We start from the raw sequence: 21,185 nt of genomic DNA on the forward strand, positions 1-21,185 counted from the left end.
GCGACGTGACCCACGCCACATCACACGCGCCGCTGCCGGAGATCGGCTGCTACGGGCTGGCGGGGCACACCTCCTCCCCCGCCGACCTGCTGGAGGAGGTCCGCCTGGCCGAACGGCTGGGCATCGGAGCGGTCTTCCTCTCCGAGCGATTCAACCTCAAGGACGCCGGCGTCCTGGCCGGGGCTGCCGTGGCCGCCTCCGAGCAGATCGGGATCGGTACCGCCGCGACCAACCACAACACCCGGCACCCGCTGGTCACCGCCACGATGGCCACGACGCTGCACCGGATGAGCCACGGGCGCTACGCCCTCGGCCTCGGGCGCGGCTTCGACCTGCTCTTCGACGTCATGGGCCTGCCCCGGGTGACGAGCGCCCAGCTCACCGACGCGATCGGGATCTACCGGCGGCTGTGGCGCGGCGAGGCGTTCGGGCACGACGGGCCGGCCGGCAGCTACCCCTACCTCTCCCAGGACCCGTCCTTCGATGAGCACGTGCCGGTGCTGATGACCGCCATCGGCCCGAGGTCGCTCGCCCTCGCCGGGCGGGTCGCCGACGGCGTCGTGCTGCACACCTTCCTCACCGACGAGACCCTGGCCCGCTCGGTGGCCACCGTGCGGCGCGCGGCAGAGGAGGCCGGGCGCGACCCGGCCGCGGTGCGGGTCTGGGCGGTGCTCGCGACAGTCCCCGATCCCGTCACCGACGAGCAGCGGCTGCGCCGCCTGGTCGGTCGCCTCGCCACCTACCTCCAGGGGTACGGCGAGGTGCTCGTCGGCGCGAACGGCTGGGACCCCGAGGTGCTGCGCCGCTTCCGCGAGGACCCGCTGGTGAGCGGGTACGCCGGAGCGTTCGACGCGGTCGGCACGGTCGACGAGCTCACCCGGCTGGCCGCACTGCTGCCGGCGGAGTGGCTGCCCGCGGCGTCCGGCTCCCCCGCCCAGTGCGCCGCCCGGGTGCGCGACCAGCTCGACGCGGGCGCCGACAGCGTGATCCTGCACGGCGCCACCCCGGCCGAGCTGGCGCCGGTGCTGGACGCCTGGCGGACGGTGCGCCCCGACGGGCTCGACGCACTGCCGCGCAACCCCGGGTGGCTGCGATGAGCACCGCGCCCGTCGCCACCACGCGGGAGGAGCTGAGCCCGCAGTGGCTCTCGGAGGCCCTGGGCGGCCGGGTCGAGACCGTCGTCGCCGAGCCGGTCGGCACCGGCCAGATGGGCAGCTGCTTCCGGCTGCGGCTCACCGGGCCGGACGTCGGTGCCCGCCTCCCCGGCGTACTGCTCGCCAAGCTGCCCACGCCCGATCCCGCGGCGCGGGCGATGGTGGCCGGCGCCTACCGCTGCGAGCTGCGCTTCTACGCCGAGATCGCGCCGACCGTGGCGGTCCGGGTGCCGCGGGTGCACCACGCCGCCTGGAGCGGCGACGGCGCCGACTTCACCCTGCTCCTGGAGGACCTCGCGCCGCGGGTGCAGGGCGACCAGGTCGCCGGCTGCTCACCGGCCCAGGCACACGACGCGGTGGTCAACCTCGCCGGGCTGCACGGACCGCGCTGGTGCGACCCGACCCTCCTCGCGATCGAGGGCCTGGACCGCACCGGCCCCGAGGACGCCGCGCTGCTCGCCGAGCTCTACGGGCCCGCGACCGAGATCTTCCTGGCCGGGCTCGGCGACCTCGTGGACCCCGCCGACGCCGCGACGCTGGAGGCCTGCGTGCCGCTGTGCGAGCGCTGGGCCCTCGCCCGCAGCGAGCGGTTCGGGCTCGTGCACGGCGACTACCGCCTCGACAACCTGATGTTCGCGCCCGACGGCTCCGCCGGCTGCGTGGCGCTCGACTGGCAGACCCTGTCGCTGGCCCTGCCGGCGCGCGACCTGGCGTACTTCCTCGGCACCGGGCTCTCGGTAGGCGACCGCCGCGCCCACGAGCGCGAGCTGGTCGCGACCTGGCACGCCGGACTGCTCGCGCACGGCGTCGGCGACTACTCCGCATCCGACGCGTGGGAGGACTACCGCTTCGCGATGCTCCAGGGACCGCTGGTGTCGGTCTTCGGCTGCGCCTACGGCACCCGCACCGAGCGCGGGGACCGGATGTTCGCGGCCATGGTCGCCCGGGCCTGCGCGGCGATCCGTGACCTGGGGGTGCTCTCACTCGTCGCCGAGGACTGCTAGCGTATGCCGCGGCCCCTCGGGCGTAGCTCCCCCCGCTTCGCTCGAGGGGCCCCTGTCTTGTCTCGGGGCCTCTCCGACTGTCTCAGTGCCGCGCAGCGGCCTCGGCCAGCAGCTCCACCCGGTTGCCGTGCCCGTCGCGGACGTGCAACCGCTCGTAGCCGGCGAAGGTGTGCCGCTCGCGGTGGTCGACCTCGAAGCCGAGCGTCTCCAGTCGCGCGCCGGTCTCCTCGAGCGCGGCCGGGTCGGCCAGCAGCAGCGCGGGGTGCGCGCGCCGGGCAGGCACGAACGGCTCCTCCACGCCGACGTGGATCTCGGCGACGATCGCGCCGTCAGCGTCGTGCGAGCGGAACCAGGCGCCGCCGCGCGAGCGCAGCGCCTGGGGCTCCTCGACCTCGACCAGCCCCAGTCCCTCGGCCCAGAACCGCCGGGCGAGCTCCTCGCCGCCGGGCGGGCAGGAGACCTGCACGTGGTGCAGGCGCAGCGGGGCCTCGCCCCGCGCCCCGGCGGGCGTCACGACCCCTCCCCACGCCGGGCGACCACGAAGACCCGGCGAAACGGCAGCACCACGCCGTACGACGTGGCGGGGTACGCCGCGGCGAGGCGGCGGCGAAGCTCCTCCTCGAAGGACGCGCGCAGTCGCGGGGACGCCGCCTCGAGTGCCTCCAGGGTCGGGCGCGCCCCGGTCCCGGAGATCCAGCCCAGCACCGGGTCCGGGCCCTGCAGCACGTGCAAGTAGGTCGTCTCCCAGGCGTCGACCGCGCAGCCGAGGCCGGCCAGCGCCGCGAGGTAGACCGCCGGGTCGTGGGCGTCCGGTTCCGCCGCGCCGGCGGTGTGGGCGGCGTACGGCTCCTGCGCGGCGAGCTCGCGGCGCAGCGCGTGGCTGGGCTCGGCGAAGTTGCCCGGCACCTGGAAGGCCAGCCAGCCACCCGGCCGGACCGCCTCGAGCAGCCGGGCCAGCAGGGACAGGTGGCCGGGCACCCACTGCAGCACCGCGTTGGCCACCAGCACGTCCACCGGCGCCGTCGGCACCCACGAGCGCAGGTCCCCCAGCTCGACCGTCAGGCCGGGATGGTCGGCGCGGGCCCGCTCCACCATCTCCGGGCTCGCGTCGATGCCGAGCACCTCGGCCTGCGGCCAGCGGGCCGCCAGCAGCACGGTGAGGTGGCCCGGACCGCAGCCGAGGTCGACCACCCGCTGCGGCGCAGTGGCGCCGACGCGCGCCATCAGGTCGAGGAACGGGCGCCCGCGCTCGTCGCCGTAGGCGAGATAGCGCTCGGGGTCCCAGCCGAACGGGCGGGACGGGTCACGCGGGGTGGACGGCATGCTCATCGAAGCCTCCCGGGTCGGAAACCCCCGAAGTCTCTTGACGTCGAGGTAATTCCACCCTGCTCCCAGAGTCTCTCGATGTCAAGATTCTCGACCGGGGCGCTACCATGACGCCATGCGGGACGAGGTCGACGAGCTGGTGGAGGCCTGGGGACGCGAGCGCGCGGACCTGGACCTGGCCCCCGTCGCCGTCTTCAGCCGGATCTCCCGCCTCGCGCGACACCTCGACCTGGCCCGCCGCGCCGCGTTCACCCAGCACGACATCGAGGCCTGGGAGTTCGACGTGCTGGCCGCGCTGCGCCGCGCCGGCACGCCGTACGAGCTCTCGCCCGGGCGGCTGCTGCGCGAGACGCTGGTGACCAGCGGGACGATGACCAACCGGGTCGACCGGCTGGCGGCGCGCGGCTTCGTCGAGCGGCTGCCTGACCCGCACGACCGCCGCGGGGTGCTGGTGCGGCTCACGGCCGACGGCAAGCGCGCGGTGGACAGCGCGTTCACCGAGCTGCTCGAGGCCGAGGCCGGGATCCTCGCCGACCTCGACACCGACCAGCAGGCTCAGCTGGCCGCGCTGCTGCGCACCCTGCTGGTCCCGTTCAGCTGACCCCGGCCGAGTCCGGCCGGGTCGACCGACCCAACCTCAGCCGAGCTGCTCGGACGCCTCGAGCCACTCCAGCTCGAGGGTGTCCTTCTCCGCCGCGAGCGCCGACATCTGCTTGCCGAGGTCGGCGAGCAGCGCGTAGTCCTCGAGGTTGGCTGCCATCTTCTCCTCGAGCACGGTCTCCTGCTCCGCGATCTTCGCCAGCCGCTTCTCCACCCGCGCCAGCGCCTTGCGCGCCGTCCGCTCCTCGGCCGAGCCGGAGCGCGCCTTCGGGGAGGACCCCGCCGCGGTCGGTACGGCGGGGGCCGCGGCCGCCGCTGCGAGGGCGGCGTCCTCGGCGGCCAGCGAGGCCTCGCGGCGCTCGAGGTACTCCTCCACCCCGCGCGGCAGCATCGAGACGGTGCCGTCGCCGAGCAGCGCCCAGATCGAGTCGGTGACCCGCTCCAGGAAGTACCGGTCGTGAGAGACCACGATCAGGGTGCCGGGCCAGCGGTCGAGGAAGTCCTCGAGCACGTTGAGGGTGTCGATGTCGAGGTCGTTGGTGGGCTCGTCGAGGAGCAGCACGTTGGGCTCGTCGAGCAGCAGCATGAGCAGCTGGAAGCGGCGCCGCTCGCCACCGGAGAGGTCCCCGATGCGCGCGGTGAGCCGGTCGCCGGTGAACCCGAAGCGCTCCAGCATCGAGGTCGCGGTGATCTCGCCGCCGTCGGTGGTGCGGGTCAGCTGGCGCACCCGCTCCACGGTGGGCAGCACCCGAGCGGTCGGGTCGAGGTTGTCGAGCTGCTGGGTCAGGTGGCGCAGCGCCACGGTGCGCCCGGTCTTCACCTTGCCGGCGCTGGGCTCCAGGTCCCCGGACAGCAGCGAGAGCAGCGAGGTCTTGCCGGCGCCGTTGACGCCGACGATGCCGATCCGGTCGCCGGGGCCGATGCGCCAGGTCGCGTGGTGCAGCAGCTGGCGCTCGCCGCGGAACAGGTCGACGTCCTCGACGTCGAGCACGTCCTTGCCGAGTCGCTGGGTGGCGAACTTCTGCAGCTCGAGCCGGTCGCGCGGCGGCGGCACGTCCTCGATCAGCGCGTTCGCGGCGTCGATGCGGAACTTCGGCTTCGAGGTGCGCGCGGGGGCGCCGCGGCGCAGCCAGGCCAGCTCCTTGCGGACCAGGTTCTGCCGGCGTACCTCGGAGGCCGCGGACTGGCGCTGGCGCTCGGCCTTGGCGAGCACGAACGCGGCGTACCCGCCCTCGTAGGCGTCCACGGCGCCGTCGTGGACCTCCCAGGTCCACTGGCACACCGCGTCGAGGAACCAGCGGTCGTGGGTGACCACGACGAGCGCGGAGGGCCGGGCGGCGACGTGGGCGGCCAGCCAGGCGACCGCCTCGACGTCGAGGTGGTTGGTGGGCTCGTCGAGCACCAGCAGGTCGTGCTCGCCGATCAGCAGCGCGGCCAGCGAGCACCGGCGCCGCTCGCCGCCGGAGAGACCCACGACCGGCCGGTCCAGGTCGATCCCGGCCAGCAGCACCTCCACGACCTCGCGGGTGCGCGGGTCGGCGGCCCACTCGTGGTCGGCGAGCCCGGCGAGCACGGCCTCGCGCACGGTGTGCTCGTCGGAGAGCTCGTCGCCCTGGTGCAGGTAGCCGATCAGCAGCCCGCGGGTGCGCGAGACCCGGCCGCTGTCGGGTTCCTCGATGCCGGTCATCACCTCGAGCAGCGTGGTCTTGCCGTCGCCGTTGCGGCCGACGATGCCGATCCGCTCACCGGCGCCGATGCCGAGGGAGACCTCGCTCAGCAACGGGCGGACGCCGTAGGACTTCGAGACGCGCTCGAGGTTGATCAGGTTGTTCGGGGCGGTGCTCACGCGTACTCCACGAGGTGGGCTCCCGAGACCGCGCCGTTGGCGACGAGGACGGTCGGGTGCGGGGGGTCGCCGGGATCGCCGGCGTCGAGGGCCGCGGCGACCTCGCGGGCGTGGTCGCCGTCGCGGCAGAGGAACAGGCAGGTGGGGCCCGAGCCGGAGAGCAGGCCGCGCAGCGCGCCGGCCTCCTCGCCGCGGGCGACCAGGTCGCCGAGCTCGGGGCGCAGGTCCAGGGCGGGGGCCTGGAGGTCGTTGTGCAGGGCCGCGGCCAACGCGTCGACGTCGCCGGCGGCCAGTGCGGCCAGCAGCGCGTCGGCGCCGCGCGGCTCGGGGTCGGCGTCGGGGAACATCGCGTCGAAGTGGCGGTAGACCGCCGGGGTGGACAGTCCCTCAGCGGAGGGCACCGCGACCCACCACCAGGTGCCGGCGTCGGTGACCCGCTCGACGACCTCGCCGCGTCCGGTGCCCAGCGCGGTGCCGCCGACCAGGGCGAACGGGACGTCGCTGCCGAGCTCGGCGGCCAGGCGCAGCAGGTCCTCGTCGGCGGTCTCGGTGCCCCAGAGCCGGTCCAGCGCGACGAGCGCGGCCGCGGCGTCCGCGGAGCCGCCGGCCATCCCGCCGGCGACCGGGATCGCCTTGGCGACGTACGCCGCCCCGCGACGCGGTACGCCGTGGTGCGCGGCGAGCAGGTCGGCGGCGCGGGTGACGATGTTGTCGGCCACCGACGGCAGCTCGACGCCGGCCATCCAGTCGGCGACCGCCACCTCGACCGACCAGTCGTCCGCCGCGCGCACGGTGACGTCGTCGTGCAGGCCCACGGCCTGGTAGACGGTCACCAGCGGGTGGAAGCCGTCCTCGCGCGGGGCACCGACGCCGAGGTGCAGGTTGATCTTCGCGGGGGCACGGACGGTGCGCTCGCTCATCCGCGCTCCTCGCGGCGCGCGGCGACGATGCCCTCGGTGAGGGCGACGAACTGCTCGATGCGCAGCGACTCGCCGCGGGCCAACGGGTCGATGCCGGCGCTGGTGAGCGCGGCGTCGAGGACCGCAGCGGAGCCGGCGAGCGGCTTCAGCACGCCGCGCAGGGCCTTGCGGCGCTGGGCGAACGCGGCGTCGATGACGGCGAAGACCTCCTCGCGCGTCGCAGTGGTGGTCGGCGGCTCCCGGCGGGTCCAGGCGACCAGCCCGGAGTCGACGTTGGGAGCCGGCCAGAAGACGTTGCGCCCGATCGAGCCGGCGCGGCGCACGTCGGCGTACCAGGCAGCCTTGACCGACGGGACGCCGTACACCTTGGAGCCGGGGCGGGCGGCCAGCCGGTCGGCGACCTCGGCCTGCACCATCACCAGGCCGCGCTCGAGGCTCGGCAGCAGCTCGAGCAGGTGCAGCAGCACCGGCACCGAGACGTTGTAGGGCAGGTTCGCGACCAGGGCCGTCGGTGCGGGGCCCGGGACCTCGGTGACCCGCATCGCGTCGCCGAGGACCAGCTCGAAGCGGTCGGCCTGGGCGGGTGCGTGCTCGGCGATGGTCTGCGGCAGCCGGGCGGCGAGCACCGGGTCCAGCTCGATGGCGGTGACCCGGCCGGCGACCTCGAGCAGCGCCAGGGTGAGCGAGCCGAGACCCGGCCCGACCTCGACCACGACGTCGCCGGAGCCCACCCCGGACTCGCGCACGATGCGGCGCACGGTGTTGGCGTCGATCACGAAGTTCTGACCGCGCTGCTTGGTGGGGCGCAGGTCGAGCTCGGCCGCGAGCTGACGCACCTCCGCCGGTCCGAGGAGCTTCGGACCGGCGGAGGTGTCAGACATAGGCGCCAGCGTAGTCAGCGTGGGCCCGGTTCCCGCAGTCGAGGCGGCCTGCTGGGCGGTGCTCAGCGCAGGCCGAGCTGGGAGGAGCAGTGCGGCCACTGGCCCCAGCCGGCACGCGACTGCAGGATCTGCCCGCGCTTGATCTGCTCCTCGCGGCTGTGCTGGTGCGGCAGGCCGGTGCCGCCGACGGAGGCCCAGGTGGCGGCGCTGAACTGCAGGCCGCCGTAGTAGCCGTTGCCGGTGTTGGTGGCCCAGTTGCCGCCGGACTCGCACTGCGCCAGGCGGTCCCACACGGTGTCGCCACCGGCGTAGTTGGCCGCGGGCGCGGCGGGGGCCGGCTCGGGCTTCTCCTTGGTGCCGACCAGCACGATGCGCGAGACGGGCTTGGCGGTGACGGTCTGCTTCACGACCTCGCGGTCGACGATCTCGCCGTTGCGGTAGGTGAGGCGGTAGGTGACGTCGCGGCTGCCCGCGCGGCCCTCGCGCTCGACCTCCTCCTCGCCCTCGTAGATCGAGGCGTCCTCGCGCTCCTCGGTCGAGAAGTCGATGCGCTCACCCTTGACGACGCGGGTGTCCTTGCGGATGTCGGTGAGGACGATCTTGTCGCCGTCCTCCACCTTGGTCTTCAGGCCGGGCTTGACGATGTCGAGCTTGCCGACCTTGACGTCCATGGCGGCGAGCGCCTCGCGCACGGTGAGGACGGTGACCTGCTTGGTCACCGGCTTGCGGGCGCCGATGGCGAAGGTGAGCTTCTTGGGGGTGACCACGTCGAGCTCGAGGCCGTCGCGGCTGATCAGCGCGCCACGGCTGGTGGAGAGCCGGGCGGCGGCGAAGGATCGCCCGATCTCTCCCAGCGCGTCGTCGACCTCGGTGGAGGTCACCCAGTAGGTCTGGGTCTCGCCGTCGACGGTGACCTCGAGGGGGCGGCCGAAGCGGACCGAGATCTTCGAGCCGTCGGAGACCTCCTCCTCGATGCCCGGGGCGACGATGTCGTGCTTGCCGACCTCGATCCCCTCGGACTCCAGGACGTCGCCGACGGTGCCGCCCATCGCCCGGACCTCGCGGGACTCGCCGTCGAGGGACAGGGTCACCGTGGTCGTGAGAGCGCTGTAGCCGAGGGTGGTGCCGGCGACCGCCAGGACGACGACCGTCGCCAGGACGCCGAGGACGGCTCGGCTACGGGTGAGACGGCCCAGACGGGCGCGGGTGGACAGCGTGGAAGCCACGATTCTCCATAGGTCGTGCTCTCCGGGCCTCGGGTGTCAGTGCGAGCACACGCTCGCGCTCACCAGTGCTGAGGTCGTGCTGAGGGCGGCTGGCGGCCGTGATGGGGGCCCTGGCCGGCCGCGGTGCACTGGTCTGATCGACCCGATCCCGGCCTACAAGTCGTCTACTGCAACAAGATCTCGGGCCGATTGCAAACCCTCGTCCCACATGTTGTGGAGGTGTGGGCAGGGTCTCGTGCTCGCCGAGGGCCGATTTCCGGGGGTGCGGAGTGCAGGTTCGGGCCCCGCTACCAGCCGCCCCCGAAGGCCCGCTCGGTGTTGGCGTCGACGGCCGCACAGAGCTCGCCGAGGTCCTCGCCGCGCACCTCGGCCATCAGGCGCATCGTGAGCGGGACGAGGTAGGACGCGTTGGTGGCGCCGCGATGCGGGTGCGGGGTGAGGTACGGCGCGTCGGTCTCGACCAGCACCCGGTCCTGCGGCGTGACCGCGAGCGCATCCCGCAGCGGCTGGGCGTTGCGGAAGGTGACGGTGCCGGCGAAGGAGAGGTAGGCCCCGCGGTCCAGGCAGGCGCGCGCGAAGTCGGCGTCGCCGGAGAAGCAGTGCATCACCCACCGCGGCGGGGCGCCGTCCTCCTCCAACACCGCCAGCACCTCCTGGTGGGCGTCGCGGTCGTGGATCACCAGGGTCTTGTCGAGCCGCTTGGCCAGGTCGATGTGGCGACGGAACGACTCGACCTGGGCGGCCCGGCCGTCCTCGCCGGTGCGGAAGTGGTCGAGACCGGTCTCCCCCACCGCGCGGACCTTCGGGTGCGCGCCGGCCAGCTCCTCGATCTCGGCCATCGCCGCGTCCAGGCCTCCCGGGGTCGCCGCCAGCCGCGGCGCCTCGTTGGGGTGCAGCGCGACGCCCGCGACCACCGCGTCGTACGTCGCGGCGGCCTCGACCGCCCACCGGGCCCCGGGCAGGTCGCAGCCGATCTGCACGATCCGGGTGACCCCGACCTCGGCGGCGGCCGCCAGTGCCTCGGCCACCGGCAGCGCCGGTTCCTCGCCGCGGGCGATGTCGAGGTGGCAGTGGTTGTCGACGACCGGGTGCGGCAGCGGCTCCGGCACCGGAGGGCGCCCGCTCATGCCGCCCCGGTGCGGGCCAGCACGGCGTCGGCGAGGGCGCGCGGCGCGTGGGTCGGGATCCAGTGCGAGACGCCCTCGAGCACGACCAGCTCGTACGGCGCGTCGACCCACGCCGACGTCGCCTCCACCGGGGCCCGGGTGATCGCGACGTCACCGTCGCTCCACACCATCGTGGTCGGCACGGTGACCTTGCGCCCGGCAGCGCCGCCGAGGGCGAACGGCAGCGCGCGGTACCAGGCCAGCCCGCCGGGCAGGGCGCCGTACTCCAGCACCTCGGTGCGGAACCGGGCCACGTCGTCGTCGCCCATCCCCGCGCGCCGCAGCCAGGGCTCGAACAGCCCGCGCCGGGCGAGCAGCTCGGGGACCACCGGCACCTGGAAGAAGCCCATGTAGGTCGAGTGCAGGCCCTGGGTGGAGGTCAGCATCGAGGACATGAACGCACCCGTGTGCGGCACCGAGACGGCCGTCCAGGTGCGCACCAGGTCGGGGCGGGTCATCACCAGCCCCCAGCCGACGGCGGCGCCCCAGTCGTGGCCGACCAGGTGCACCGGCGCGCCGATGCGGTCCACCAGCGCCACGATGTCGGCGACCAGCTCGCCGGTGCGATAGGCGTGCCGCCCCGACGGGCGCGCGCCCGGGGAGTAGCCGCGCTGGTCGGGGGCGTAGGTGCGCAGGCCGTGCTCGGCGAGCAGCGGCTCGACGCGGCGCCAGCTGGTGGCGCGCTCGGGGAACCCGTGCAGCAGGACCACCGGGTCACCGTCGAGCGGGCCCTCGTCGCGGACGTCGAAGACCAGCCCGTCGCGCTCGAAGGAGGTCAGCCGGGCGCTCATGCCCCGCTCCCCCGGTGCACGAGGTCGTAGACCTCGCGCTTGGGCACCCCGGCCACCTTCGCGACCTCCGCGATCGCCTCCTTGCGTGTCATCCCGTCCTCCTCACGCTCGGCGACCGCGGCGCGCAGGCTCTCGGGATCGGTCCCGATCGTGCTCCCGGGCTCCGCCCCGGAGACCACCACGGTCACCTCTCCCCGTACCCCGTCGGCGGCCCAGGCCACGAGCTCGCCCAGCGGGCCGCGGCGTACCTCCTCGTGGGTCTTGGTCAGCTCGCGGCACACCGCCCCGGGCCGGTCCTCCCCGAACGCCTCCGCCATCGCCGCCAGCGCGGCCTCGGTGCGGTGCGGGGCCTCGAAGAAGACCATCGTGCGCTCCTCGCGGGCCAGCCCGGCGAGGCGGCGGGCGCGCTCGCCGGCCTTGCGCGGCAAGAAGCCCTCGAAGCAGAACCGGTCCACCGGCAGCCCGCTCACCGCGAGCGCGGTCAGCACCGCGGACGGGCCGGGCACCGCGGTGACCCGTACGTCGTGCTCGACCGCGGCGGCGACGAGGCGGTAGCCGGGGTCCGACACGCTCGGCATCCCGGCGTCGGTCACCAGCAGCACCCGCTCGCCGGCGAGCAGCGCCTCGAGCAGCACCGGGGTGCGCGCGGACTCGTTGCCCTCGAAGTAGGACACCACGCGTGCGGTCACGGTGACCCCGAGGTCGGTGGTGAGCCGCTTGAAGCGCCGGGTGTCCTCCGCGGCGATCACGTCCGCCGTCGTCAGCTCCTGGGTCAGCCGGGGCGGAGCGTCGCCGACCTGCCCGATCGGAGTCGCGGCCAGGACGAGCACGCCAGTCATGGCTCGATCATGTCAGCACGGATCGGCCCAGCAGGGGCCAGCCCGGCCCGGTGCGCCCGTATTGTTCGTGCCCGTGACGTCCACCCGCCCGGTCGCCCCCGCCGGCCCGCCCCGGGTCCCCGTCGAGGCGCGCCCCTCGGCCTGGGTCCGGATGCGCGGACGACTGACCGGCCGCGACCCGCTGGTCGGCTGGGTGGCCCCGCTCGGGGTCGCGCTGCTGGCCCTGGTGCTGCGGCTGTGGCACCTCGGCACGCCGCGCGAGTTCGCCTTCGACGAGACCTACTACGCCAAGGACGCGTGGTCGCTGCTCCACCACGGCTACGTGCGCAGCTATGTCGACGACGCCGACGAGCAGATCCTCGACGGCACCACGACCGGGCTGTGGACCGACGACCCGTCGATGATCGTGCACCCCGACGTGGGCAAGTGGCTGATCGCGCTCGGCGAGTGGGCCTTCGGGATGAACCCGTTCGGCTGGCGGGTCTCGGCCGCCGTCGCGGGCGCGCTGATGGTGCTGGTCATGTGTCGCCTGGTGCGCCGGATGACCGGATCCACCCTGCTCGGCTGCGTGGCCGGGCTGCTGCTCAGCCTGGACGGGCTGCACTTCGTGCTCTCCCGCCTGGCGCTGCTCGACATCTTCCTGGCCCTGTTCACGCTGTGCGGCGTGGCGTGCATCGTCAACGACCGCGACTGGTCCCGGGCCCGCCTCGCCCGACTGGTCCCTGACCAGGTCACCCACGGCTGGGGGCCGGTGCGGGCGCTGCTGTGGCGCCCGTGGCTGCTCGCCGGCGGGGTGGCGTGGGGCCTGGCGATCGGCGTCAAGTGGACGGCGCTGTACCCGCTGGCGGCGTTCGGGCTGCTGTGCTGGCTGTGGAGCGCGGGCGCCCGGCGCACCCTCGGCGTACGACGCCCGGTGCTGCGCGCGGCGCTGACCGACGGCCTGCCGGCGTTCGGCTACCTGGTCGTGCTCGCCGGCGTCGTCTACACCGCGACCTGGACCGGCTGGCTGGTGCACGCCGACGAGTACGAGGAGCACCTCTCCTCCACGCAGTACACCCGCTACAGCCACATGGAGGGCGACCGCGCGGTCTCCGAGGGCGACGCCACCTGGCCGACCGCCGAGGAGCCGGATGCCGACGGGCTCGGCGAGGTGGTCCAGTCGCTGCGCTCGCTGTGGCACTACCACCGCGACGTCTACACCTTCCACACCCACTTCCTCAACGACTCCGAGCACACCTACGCCTCCAAGCCGGTGGGCTGGCTGCTGCTCAACCGCCCGGTCGGGGTCTCCGCGGACACCGGCATCGAGCCCGGCACCCGCGGCTGCGACGCGGCGCCGGACAGCGACTGCCTGCGCCAGGTGCTGCTGATCGGCACCCCGGTGATCTGGTGGGGCGGGCTGCTCGCGCTCGCCTTCGCGCTCCTCGCCTGGGTCGGCGCGCGGGACTGGCGCTTCGGCGTCGCGGTGGTCGGCACCGCCTCGACCTGGCTGCCGTGGCTGCTCTACGACGACCGGCCGATCTTCTCCTTCTACGCGGTCCTCACGCTGCCGTTCGTGGTGCTCGCGCTGACCCTGGCGATGGGCCGGATGATCGGGCCCTCGCGGGCGCCCACCCCGCGGCGTACGGCCGGGGTGATCGTGTCGGGGGCGTTCGTGGTGCTGGCGCTGCTGAACTTCGCGTGGTTCTGGCCGCTGTTCACCCACGGCCTGCTCACCCACGGCGAATGGCTGGACCGGATCTGGTTCGAGCGCTGGATCTGAGCGCGTCGGGGTACAGCGGGCCATGGCCCCCACCCGCACCGACCGCGTCCGCCAGCTCGTCGTCGTGCTCGCGGAGGTGTTCTGCGTCGTCGGCACCCTGGTCGGCACCGGCGTGATCGGCACCCCGGTCGCCGAGACGGCCGGGGGTGCGCTCTCCGCGGACGCCACCCTGGTGGCGCCCGCCGGCACGGCGTTCTCGATCTGGTCGGTGATCTACGTCGGGCTGGCGGCGTACACGATCTGGCAGCTGCTGCCCGGCAACGCCACCGACGCCCGGGCCCGCGCGACCGGGTGGCTGGCGGCCGCCTCGATGGTGCTCAACGCGACCTGGCTGCTCATCACCCAGGCCGACCTGGTCTGGCTCAGCGTCGCGGTGATCGTGGTGCTGCTCGCCGTCCTCTTCGAGCTGGTACGCCGCCTGGCCCGGCACCGCGCCGAGGGCTGGGTGGACCGGCTGGCCGTGGACGCGACGTTCGGGCTCTACCTCGGCTGGGTGGCGGTGGCCACCTGCGCCAACGCCGCCGCGGCGGTCGGCGACTCGCGCTGGGACGTCTCCTCCGCGGACACGATCGCGGTGGTCGGCACGATCGCGCTGCTGGCCCTGCTGACCACGCTCGAGGTGGGGTTCTTCTGGCGCTACGGCGCCCGCTGGGCGGTCGCGCTGGCCAGCGCCTGGGGGCTGGCGTGGGTGGCCGTCGGGCGCACCGCCGAGACCCCCGAGTCGCTGCCCACGGCCGCGGCGGCCGGTGTCTGCGCGGTGGTGCTGCTGCTCGCCGCCGCGGTGCTGCCGAGCGGGCCGCGCGAGCGCAGCGGAGGCGGGCGCCGGGTGCGCACAGGCACGTCGATGTCGGCCGCGCGCTGACCCGCCCCGGATACTGACGCGATGACGACCTTCCGCCCCGGCTGGGACGCGATCCCCGCACCGGTGCTCGGCTTCTGGACCGAGTACCACGTCTGCACGCTCACGACGCTGCGCCCCGACGGCCGGCCCCACGTCGTACCGGTGGGGGTCGCCTTGGACCTGGAGCAGAAGTGCGCCTGGGTGATCACCAGCGAGGGCTCGCGCAAGGTCGCCCACCTACGCGCCGCCGGGCCGCACGCCCCGGTGGCGGCGTGCGCCGTCGACGGGCCCCGCTGGTCGACCCTGGAGGGCACCGCCACGGTCTGCGACGACGAGCACTCCGTCGCCCGGGCGATCGAGCGCTACACCGCGCGCTACCGCTCCCCCCGCCCCAACCCGCACCGCGTCGCGCTGCGCCTCGAGGTGGACCGCTTCGTGTTCGGCCCCGCCCTCGTCGGACCCCGCTGACCCCCGCAGCGGGGGCGGGGGTCAGCCGCCGAAGCGCTGGCGCAGGGCGTCGGTGAGCAGGCTGACGAGCGCCTCGAGCTGGACGTCCGCGGAGCCGCCGATCTCCTCATCGGAGCCGTCGAGCGCGCGGGCGGCGAGGCCGGCCTTGGAGTCGATGAGCTCCGCGATCCGGGTGTCGATCGTCTGCGCGGCGATGATGCGCCACGCGGTGACCGGCTCCTCCTGGCCGATGCGGTGGATCCGGTCGATCGCCTGGGTCTGCTCGGCGTCGGTCCACGACAGCTCGGCCAGCACCAGGTTGGAGGCCACCTGCAGGTTCAGCCCGACACCGGCCGCGCTGAGCGAGCAGACGACGATCGCGACCTCGGGGTCCTCGACGAACGCGTCGATCGCCTTCTGGCGCGCCTTCGGGGTCTGGTCGCCGCGGATCGAGGAGTACTTCAGCCCGCGGCGGGCGAAGGTCTCCTCCGCGGCGTCCATGACGTCGACGTGCTTGGCGAAGAACACGACCTTGCCGACGCTGCGCGCCAGCTGCGCGGCGTAGTCGGCCGCGAGGCCGGCCTTCGCCTGGCCGATGCGCCGCATCATGCTGAAGACGTTCTCGCCGTCCTTGGCCGACACGGTGTCCTCGCGCTCCCACGTCGCGACGCGGCGTACGAGCTCCTCGTCGATGCCGTCGTAGGACTGGCCGCGCACCTCCAGGGCGGAGAGGTAGCGCTCCACGAGGCGGCGGGCCAGCTCGCGCTCGGCGGCCCGGATCGACCGGCCGGCCTCGTCGTCGAGCTCGACCGGCAGGTCGGCGACCCGGCGGGCGGGGATGTCCTTGGCGACGTCGATCTTGCGGCGGCGCACGATGCCCATGTTGACCACGCAGCCGCGGGCGGCGGGATAGAACGCCGGCTCGGCCGGGGTCAGGCCGGTGTCCTCGAGGGCCTCCATCAGCGCGCCGAGCGGCTTGACGTCGTCGATCCAGCCGAGGAACTGCCAGATCGCGCGGAAGTCCTCGATGTCGTTGATCAGCGGCGTACCGGTGAGCGCCATCATCAGCGGTGAGGCGATCCGCTCGCGGATCCGGTCGGCGATGTGGAGCACGTGCTGGGAGCGCTGGGAGGACTTGTTCTTGATGAAGTGCGCCTCGTCGACGACCATCCCGCGGAACCCGAAGTCGCTCAGCCAGCCGACGTGGCGGTCGAGGATCTCGTAGTTGATCACGACGATGTCGGCGAAGCCGTCGACGTCGTGGCCGTCGCCGTGGATGACGGTGGCGGTGCGCCCCGGCGTCCACAGGTGCGCCTCGCGGGCCCAGTTGGTCTTGACGACGTTGGGGACGACGACCAGCAGCGGGTAGGCGTCGGCGGCGTGCGCGGCCATCAGCGCCTGCGCGGTCTTGCCCAGGCCGGGCTCGTCGGCGAGCAGGAAGGTGCGGTGCCCGGCAGCGGCCGCGGCGATCACGCGCGCCTGGTGCGGCATCAGCTCCAGACCCTGCGGGGCGCGTACGGCGCTCTCCTCGGGCAGCGGCATGCAGGCACTCGGCCCGGCCTGCTCGAAGGAGCGGAACAGCGGGCCGAGCAGCTCCCAGCCGGCGAGGCGGCGCGGGTGGCCGTTGCGGTCGGCGAAGGAGAAGTCGGGGGCGAGGAACGGGTTGGCCAGCTTGCGCGCGATCACCGACTGCGGGACGACCTGGCGCTCGGGGTGGGCGAACGGCGAGGCGGCCGCCTCGGGCTCGGGCTCCTCCTCGACGACCGGCTCGAGGCCGGCGGCCAGCACCATCTCGCGGCGCAGCTCGCGGGCCTCCTCGGTGACCTTGGCGTCCTCGGCGAGCAGCGCGAGCAGGGAGGGGTCGCGGGCGGCGGTCTTGGCCAGGATGGTGCCGATGCCGTCGAGGCGCTTGAGCTCCTCGGCGCGGCGGCCCTCGCTGAGCTCGGTGTCGTTCTTGACCCGGGTCCGTTCCTCGCGCACCAGCAGGGCCACGACCTGGAACTTGGTCCGGGTCGAGGGACGCACCGCCTTGCGCTGCACCCCGGTCTCGACCTCGCGCACGGCGCGCGCCAGCACGGGGATGAGCCCCTCGTTGTCCAGCTCTCGCTGACGACGACGGGCTCGCGGTGCGGTGCGCGTAGCGCCGGACTGGCGCTGGCCTCCTCGGGCCAAGGGTCCTCCTCTGGACTGCCTTCCGCCCCGGTCGGAGCGTGCGGCACCCCGCACGTGGTGCACGCCGGGCCCCTCGTCTGGCGTCGTACGACGAAGTCGCGGGCCGATCGCCCGGCGATCGTGATGCGGTTTCCCGGGGGCCGTGCGCGTGGATCCGACAGGACGCGGACCAGGGGACGGCGAGTCCCGGGAGTTGGTGCTTGGCACCGATGCTAGCGCGCTGCCACCTCCGGAGCACAACCGGCTCGCGGGGAGACCCGGAGCTGGTCGTAGCCGCGCAGGATCCGGGTCGGGCGCCTGACCCCGCTCTCCACGGTCAGCGCGGGGAAGCGCCGGGTGAGCGTCTCCAGGCCCACCTGGCCCTCCATCCGGGCGAGCGCCGCACCCAGGCAGTAGTGGCGCCCGGAGGAGAACGAGACGTGCTCGCGGGCGTTGGCCCGGGTCACGTCGAAGCGCGCGGGGTCCTCGAACACCTCGGGGTCGCGGTTGGCGGCCGCCAGCAGCACGGTGATCACCGACCCGGCCGGCACCTCCACCCCGGCGAGCACGGTGTCGCGGGCCGCGACCCGGCCGGTGAGCAGCACCGGCGGGTCCAGGCGCAGCACCTCCTCGACGGCGTCGGGCCAGCGCTCGGGCTGCGCGCGCAGCAGCTCGCGTTGCTCGGGGTGGGCGGCCAGCAGCGCGACGCCGTTGCCGAGCAGGTTGACGGTGGTCTCGAAGCCGGCCGCGAGCACCAGCCCGGCGGTGGAGCGCAGCTCGGTGTCGGTGAGGCCGCCGCTGCCGTCGTCGTGCTGCGCGGCCACCAGCTGGCTGAGCAGGTCCTCCCCCGGCGCGCGGCGTACCTGCTCGAGGTGGTGGGTCAGCCACCGCTCGAAGTCGCGCAGCGCGGCCTCGACGGCGTGGAAGCGCGACCAGGACAGCCCCAGGTCCAGGCTCGGGGCGGCGGCGCTGCCGAGGCGCAGCACCACCTCGCGCTCGCGCTCGGGCACGCCGAGGATCTCGGCGATCACCGTGACCGGCAGCAGCGCGCAGTACGCCGGGACCAGGTCGAGGGTCGGCTCGGTGCGGGCGCGCCGCTCGAGGTCGTCGGCGAGCCGCTCGGCGATCGCGCGGGTCCGCTCGGTGAGGTCCTGCACGGCGCGCGCGGAGAAGACCCGGGTGACCAGCTTGCGGTAGCGGGTGTGGTCCGGCGGCTCGGTGACCAGCAGCGAGGGCGGCGACAGCGGGCCGAGCGGCGCGTCGGCGTACCCCCAGGCGGCGAGGTGGGCGAGCGGTCCGCGGGCGGGCGCGACCGCGACCCCGGAGCGCAGGTCGGGGCTGCCGAGCGCCTCGCGCACCACCGCGTGGGAGGAGGTGACGTGGGCGAAGCGGCTGCGGGTCAGCGGCCCGGCGCGGCGTACCTCCTCGGCGATGCTCCAGAACTCCTCGCCACCCGCACCGCTGCGCACCACCAGCCGGGCGTGCAGGTCGCCGCGACGAGCCGCCAGCGTCATCGCCGCGCGGGGCAGCGCATGGCCCAGGCCCCACCGCACCGCCGCCCGTCCTCGGTCGAGGCGCGGGCGGGCCTGTGCCAGAGTCGGTCCCACGAGCGCCTCCCAGTCGGTACGTCGCCGTACCAACTACCGTACGACGGAGGACCCGACACAGCAAGGAGTCCCCGATGACCCACGCTGACCACGCACCCGCCTCCGCTCCGCCGGGCGAGCACCGCGCCCGCCTGCTCGCCGCCATGGCCGAGGCGCTGCGGGACAACCCGTTCTCCGAGGTCACCGTGTCCGAGGTCGTACGCCGCGCCCGCACCTCGCGGCGCACCTTCTACCAGCACTTCGCCGACCGCGACGCGTGCCTGGTCGCGCTGCTGCAGGACCGCAACACCCAGACCGTCGCCAGCATCGAGGCGGCGATCGACCCCTCGCTGCCGCTGACCGAGCAGGTCATCCAGGCCGTGAGCGCCTGGGTGGAGGAGGTCGCGGCCGACCCGGGGCTGACCCTGGCCTGGATCCGGGAGGTCCCGGCACTCGGCGCCGCGGGGCGCGAGCTCACCCGGATGGCCAACGACTCCTTCGCCTCCCTGATCGCCCGGGTGGCCGAGGAGGCGGGCGCCGGCGAGCTGTTCGCCGCCCGCGCCCCGCTCGCCCTCGTGCTCATCGGCGGCCTGCGCGAGCTCGTCGCCCGGGCGGCCGAGGACGGCGACGACGTACGTCAGCTGCGCGACACCGCGATCCTCGCCGCGCTGTCCCTGCTCGGCGCCGACTGACCGCGGTCCGTCCACGGCGGGGGGGGAGATAGTCCGACACACAGCGGTCGCGAATCAGCAGATTCACGACCCCTGTGTGGCGGACTACCGCTCACACGGACCGCTCAGTCGGCTCCCTGGGGAGAGGTCACGTCCACCCCGCCCAGATCACGCAGGAACTCGTGGCAGCGATGCGCCCGCGCGGAGTCCTCGGCCATGACCTGGCGGAAGAACTCCGCGATCTCGGTCTTGCCGGCGTTCTCGGCGTCGCGCACGTACTGCCCGTAGTCGTGACCCGCCTTGAGCGAGTGGTACTGCATCGAGATGAGGTCGAAGACCACGTCGTCGAAACCGGTTTCACCTGTTGCCATCGTGTCGCTCCTTCCAGTCGATCCGTGTGGACCCGGATGTGGAACGCCTCGGTATCCCCGGTCTCAGCGCCTATGCGAGCGGGTCGCGAGCCAGACCCGGGAGCCGGGCTCCCTGCGTCACCGCGCGAACCCGTCGCGCGGCGTCCGGTCGGCGTCCTGCAGGCGGCGTCCGGCGTGCAGCCCGCCGGCTCGGCGCTCCGCGTCCTGTTGCCAGGACGGGATGAGCACGTGGGTGACGAACGCCGCGAGGGCGAGGGCGGCCAGAATGACACTCAGGGTCAGCATCGTCGTCTCGCATTCAGACAGGGACGTCTCTCGACGTCGTACCAACGGATCCCCGCTGGTGGGGACCAGCTGCCTTGTCCCCCGTTGGCACTCCGGACGATCTCACCCACCCGGGTGACGCCCGGCGGTTGCGCGGGCCGGAACGCACGAACGGCCGGCGAGATCCTCGCCGGCCGTTCGTGTCTTCGGTGGAGCTGAGGGGATTCGAACCCCTGACCTTCTCATTGCGAACGAGACGCGCTACCAACTGCGCCACAGCCCCATCGCGTCGTGACGACGCGGGCGAAACGTTAGCACCCGCTCCCCCGGGCCAGCCAATCGGCCCGACGCGCGAGGCGGATCAGGACCCGAAGGCCCGCTGGTCGTCGCCCTCGGTGCGCGCCGCGCGCTCGGCACGCTCGGCGTCCGCCGCTTCGCGGGCGATCTGGCTGTCGGCGTCGGTGCGGCCCGAGGTCCACACGCCGGTGTCGTCGAGGTCGATGGTGCGCACCGAGCGGCGCGCCGCCGCCGGCTTGGAGACGTACGTCGGGAGGGTGACCGGCACGGGGTCCCACAGGCCCGACTCGGTGTCGGGGGCGACCGTGACGACGCTGAACTCCTCGGTGCTCTCACCGGGCGCGTCGGACTCCTCGGCCGCGGGCGTCGCGGGCGCCTGCTCGGCCTCGACCGGCGACTCGTCTGCGGCCGGAGCGGGAGCCGCGGGGCGCGCGACACGGGCGGAGAGGCCGCGCTCCTGGCGCACCATCAGCCGGCACGCCACCAGCCAGGCGACGAGCACGGCGACCGGAGCGGCGACCCACCACCACGAGAGCACCGAGAACGACGCGAGCCCGATGACGACGGCGTTGGCGCCGAGGATCGCGACCAGCACGCGGCGACGACGGGCCGCAGCGCGGTTGGCCGCCTCGCGGCGCGCACGCCGCTGCGCGGGAGTGAGTACGACGGGCCCCGGCGCGGGCACCCCGGCCGAGGGAGCCGAGGGAGCCGAGGGCACCGAGGGCACCGAGGGCCCCGAGGGCTTGGTCTGCACGACCGGCGCCGAGGGAGCCCGGCCCGGGGTGAGCACGGTGCGGGAGCCACGGTCGACGGGCTCCCGGCGCGCCAGCACCCGCATCGTGTCGGAGAACCGCTCCACCGAGCGGCTGCGCACCGCCTCGTCGTGGTGCTTGAGCGCCTTGGGGACGAGATAGACCGCCCACGCCACGGCCAGGGCGAGGAAGATGAGTGCGCTCGGGTTCACGGTTCAAGAGCCTATGAGCGCCGCCGCACCGACTCCCGCAGTTCGGCAGGTGTGTCGCAAAACAACTGGTGTGGCCCG

The 21,185-nt window shown here is 74.2% G+C and carries 21 protein-coding genes and 1 tRNA gene; 7 read left to right on the plus strand and 15 right to left on the minus strand.

Annotation, left to right across the window (positions count from 1 at the left end):
- The first annotated feature begins 5 nt into the window (after positions 1–5).
- Both GFH29_RS17325 and GFH29_RS17330 read left to right on the plus strand, forming a co-directional pair.
- Positions 6–1,097 (plus strand): TIGR03857 family LLM class F420-dependent oxidoreductase, encoded by a 1,092-nt coding sequence (locus GFH29_RS17325; protein WP_153325021.1) that lies wholly within the window; start codon positions 6–8, stop codon positions 1,095–1,097.
- Positions 1,094–2,158 (plus strand): phosphotransferase family protein, encoded by a 1,065-nt coding sequence (locus GFH29_RS17330; RefSeq protein WP_153325022.1) that lies wholly within the window; start codon positions 1,094–1,096, stop codon positions 2,156–2,158. The genes GFH29_RS17325 and GFH29_RS17330 overlap by 4 nt, the downstream gene beginning before the upstream one ends.
- 82 nt (positions 2,159–2,240) lie before the next feature.
- On the opposite strand, the gene GFH29_RS17335 is transcribed toward GFH29_RS17330, so the two are convergent.
- Together GFH29_RS17335 and GFH29_RS17340 are read right to left on the minus strand one after the other, a co-directional pair.
- Positions 2,241–2,672, minus strand: a complete 432-nt coding sequence (locus tag GFH29_RS17335) for a VOC family protein (protein ID WP_228387571.1) — start codon at positions 2,670–2,672, stop codon at positions 2,241–2,243.
- Positions 2,669–3,487, minus strand: a complete 819-nt coding sequence (locus tag GFH29_RS17340; protein WP_228387572.1) for a trans-aconitate 2-methyltransferase — start codon at positions 3,485–3,487, stop codon at positions 2,669–2,671. Before GFH29_RS17340 ends, GFH29_RS17335 begins: the two co-directional genes overlap by 4 nt.
- Positions 3,488–3,599: 112 nt before the next feature.
- Here GFH29_RS17340 and GFH29_RS17345 point away from each other — a divergent pair, with 112 nt between their 5' ends.
- Positions 3,600–4,085, plus strand: a complete 486-nt coding sequence (locus tag GFH29_RS17345) for a MarR family winged helix-turn-helix transcriptional regulator (RefSeq protein WP_153325023.1) — start codon at positions 3,600–3,602, stop codon at positions 4,083–4,085.
- 36 nt (positions 4,086–4,121) lie between these two features.
- Here GFH29_RS17345 and GFH29_RS17350 read toward each other — a convergent pair whose 3' ends face one another.
- The 7 genes from GFH29_RS17350 to rsmI form a co-directional block, all read right to left on the minus strand.
- Positions 4,122–5,930, minus strand: coding sequence for an ABC-F family ATP-binding cassette domain-containing protein (locus tag GFH29_RS17350; RefSeq protein ID WP_153325024.1), 1,809 nt, complete (start codon positions 5,928–5,930; stop codon positions 4,122–4,124).
- Positions 5,927–6,850 (minus strand): 4-(cytidine 5'-diphospho)-2-C-methyl-D-erythritol kinase, encoded by a 924-nt coding sequence (locus tag GFH29_RS17355; RefSeq protein WP_153325025.1) that lies wholly within the window; start codon positions 6,848–6,850, stop codon positions 5,927–5,929. Before GFH29_RS17355 ends, GFH29_RS17350 begins: the two co-directional genes overlap by 4 nt.
- Positions 6,847–7,731, minus strand: a complete 885-nt coding sequence (gene rsmA / locus GFH29_RS17360) for a 16S rRNA (adenine(1518)-N(6)/adenine(1519)-N(6))-dimethyltransferase RsmA (protein WP_153325026.1) — start codon at positions 7,729–7,731, stop codon at positions 6,847–6,849. The genes GFH29_RS17355 and rsmA overlap by 4 nt, the downstream gene beginning before the upstream one ends.
- 62 nt (positions 7,732–7,793) lie before the next feature.
- Positions 7,794–8,957 (minus strand): transglycosylase family protein, encoded by a 1,164-nt coding sequence (locus tag GFH29_RS20880; RefSeq protein ID WP_194289562.1) that lies wholly within the window; start codon positions 8,955–8,957, stop codon positions 7,794–7,796.
- A 287-nt stretch (positions 8,958–9,244) separates the two neighbouring features.
- Positions 9,245–10,084, minus strand: coding sequence for a TatD family hydrolase (locus tag GFH29_RS17370; RefSeq protein ID WP_153325028.1), 840 nt, complete (start codon positions 10,082–10,084; stop codon positions 9,245–9,247).
- Positions 10,081–10,914 carry an alpha/beta fold hydrolase gene (locus GFH29_RS17375; RefSeq protein ID WP_153325029.1) on the minus strand — a complete coding sequence of 278 codons (834 nt, stop codon included), beginning with the start codon at positions 10,912–10,914 and terminating at the stop codon, positions 10,081–10,083. The genes GFH29_RS17370 and GFH29_RS17375 overlap by 4 nt, the downstream gene beginning before the upstream one ends.
- Positions 10,911–11,753 (minus strand): 16S rRNA (cytidine(1402)-2'-O)-methyltransferase, encoded by an 843-nt coding sequence (rsmI, locus tag GFH29_RS17380; protein ID WP_153325030.1) that lies wholly within the window; start codon positions 11,751–11,753, stop codon positions 10,911–10,913. Before rsmI ends, GFH29_RS17375 begins: the two co-directional genes overlap by 4 nt.
- Positions 11,754–11,826: 73 nt before the next feature.
- On the opposite strand from rsmI, the gene GFH29_RS17385 reads away from it, so the two are divergent.
- Genes GFH29_RS17385 through GFH29_RS17395 form a run of 3 tightly spaced genes read left to right on the plus strand, consistent with a single transcriptional unit; the run spans position 11,827 to position 14,824 of the window.
- A complete protein-coding gene (locus tag GFH29_RS17385; RefSeq protein WP_228387573.1) occupies positions 11,827–13,515 on the plus strand; it encodes a dolichyl-phosphate-mannose--protein mannosyltransferase in 1,689 nt (562 codons plus the stop codon).
- A 22-nt stretch (positions 13,516–13,537) separates the two neighbouring features.
- The gene (locus GFH29_RS17390; protein ID WP_194288983.1) at positions 13,538–14,377 is read left to right on the plus strand and encodes a tryptophan-rich sensory protein; all 840 of its coding nucleotides are present in this window, start codon (positions 13,538–13,540) and stop codon (positions 14,375–14,377) included.
- Between the two features lie 21 nt (positions 14,378–14,398).
- Positions 14,399–14,824: a pyridoxamine 5'-phosphate oxidase family protein gene (locus GFH29_RS17395; protein WP_153325032.1), complete on the plus strand. Its 426-nt coding sequence runs from the start codon at positions 14,399–14,401 to the stop codon at positions 14,822–14,824.
- Positions 14,825–14,845: 21 nt separating this feature from the next.
- On the opposite strand, the gene GFH29_RS17400 is transcribed toward GFH29_RS17395, so the two are convergent.
- Positions 14,846–16,975 carry a DEAD/DEAH box helicase gene (locus tag GFH29_RS17400; protein WP_153325033.1) on the minus strand — a complete coding sequence of 710 codons (2,130 nt, stop codon included), beginning with the start codon at positions 16,973–16,975 and terminating at the stop codon, positions 14,846–14,848.
- 212 nt (positions 16,976–17,187) lie between these two features.
- On the minus strand, positions 17,188–18,561 hold the full coding sequence (locus GFH29_RS17405) for a cytochrome P450 (protein ID WP_228387574.1): 1,374 nt from the start codon (positions 18,559–18,561) through the stop codon (positions 17,188–17,190).
- Between the two features lie 74 nt (positions 18,562–18,635).
- Between GFH29_RS17405 and GFH29_RS17410 the strand changes: the two genes are divergently transcribed.
- A complete protein-coding gene (locus tag GFH29_RS17410; RefSeq protein ID WP_153325034.1) occupies positions 18,636–19,232 on the plus strand; it encodes a TetR/AcrR family transcriptional regulator in 597 nt (198 codons plus the stop codon).
- 104 nt (positions 19,233–19,336) lie between these two features.
- Here GFH29_RS17410 and GFH29_RS17415 read toward each other — a convergent pair whose 3' ends face one another.
- From GFH29_RS17415 to GFH29_RS17430, 4 genes are all read right to left on the minus strand, one after another.
- Positions 19,337–19,582 carry an acyl carrier protein gene (locus tag GFH29_RS17415; protein WP_153325035.1) on the minus strand — a complete coding sequence of 82 codons (246 nt, stop codon included), beginning with the start codon at positions 19,580–19,582 and terminating at the stop codon, positions 19,337–19,339.
- Between the two features lie 117 nt (positions 19,583–19,699).
- Positions 19,700–19,867, minus strand: coding sequence for a hypothetical protein (locus tag GFH29_RS17420; RefSeq protein WP_153325036.1), 168 nt, complete (start codon positions 19,865–19,867; stop codon positions 19,700–19,702).
- Between the two features lie 189 nt (positions 19,868–20,056).
- Positions 20,057–20,129, minus strand: a tRNA-Ala gene (locus GFH29_RS17425).
- 78 nt (positions 20,130–20,207) lie between these two features.
- The gene (locus GFH29_RS17430) at positions 20,208–21,107 is read right to left on the minus strand and encodes a hypothetical protein (protein WP_153325037.1); all 900 of its coding nucleotides are present in this window, start codon (positions 21,105–21,107) and stop codon (positions 20,208–20,210) included.
- Positions 21,108–21,185: the final 78 nt, after the last annotated feature.

The sequence above is a fragment of the Nocardioides sp. dk884 genome, from assembly GCF_009557055.1.
GTDB lineage: Bacteria > Actinomycetota > Actinomycetes > Propionibacteriales > Nocardioidaceae > Nocardioides.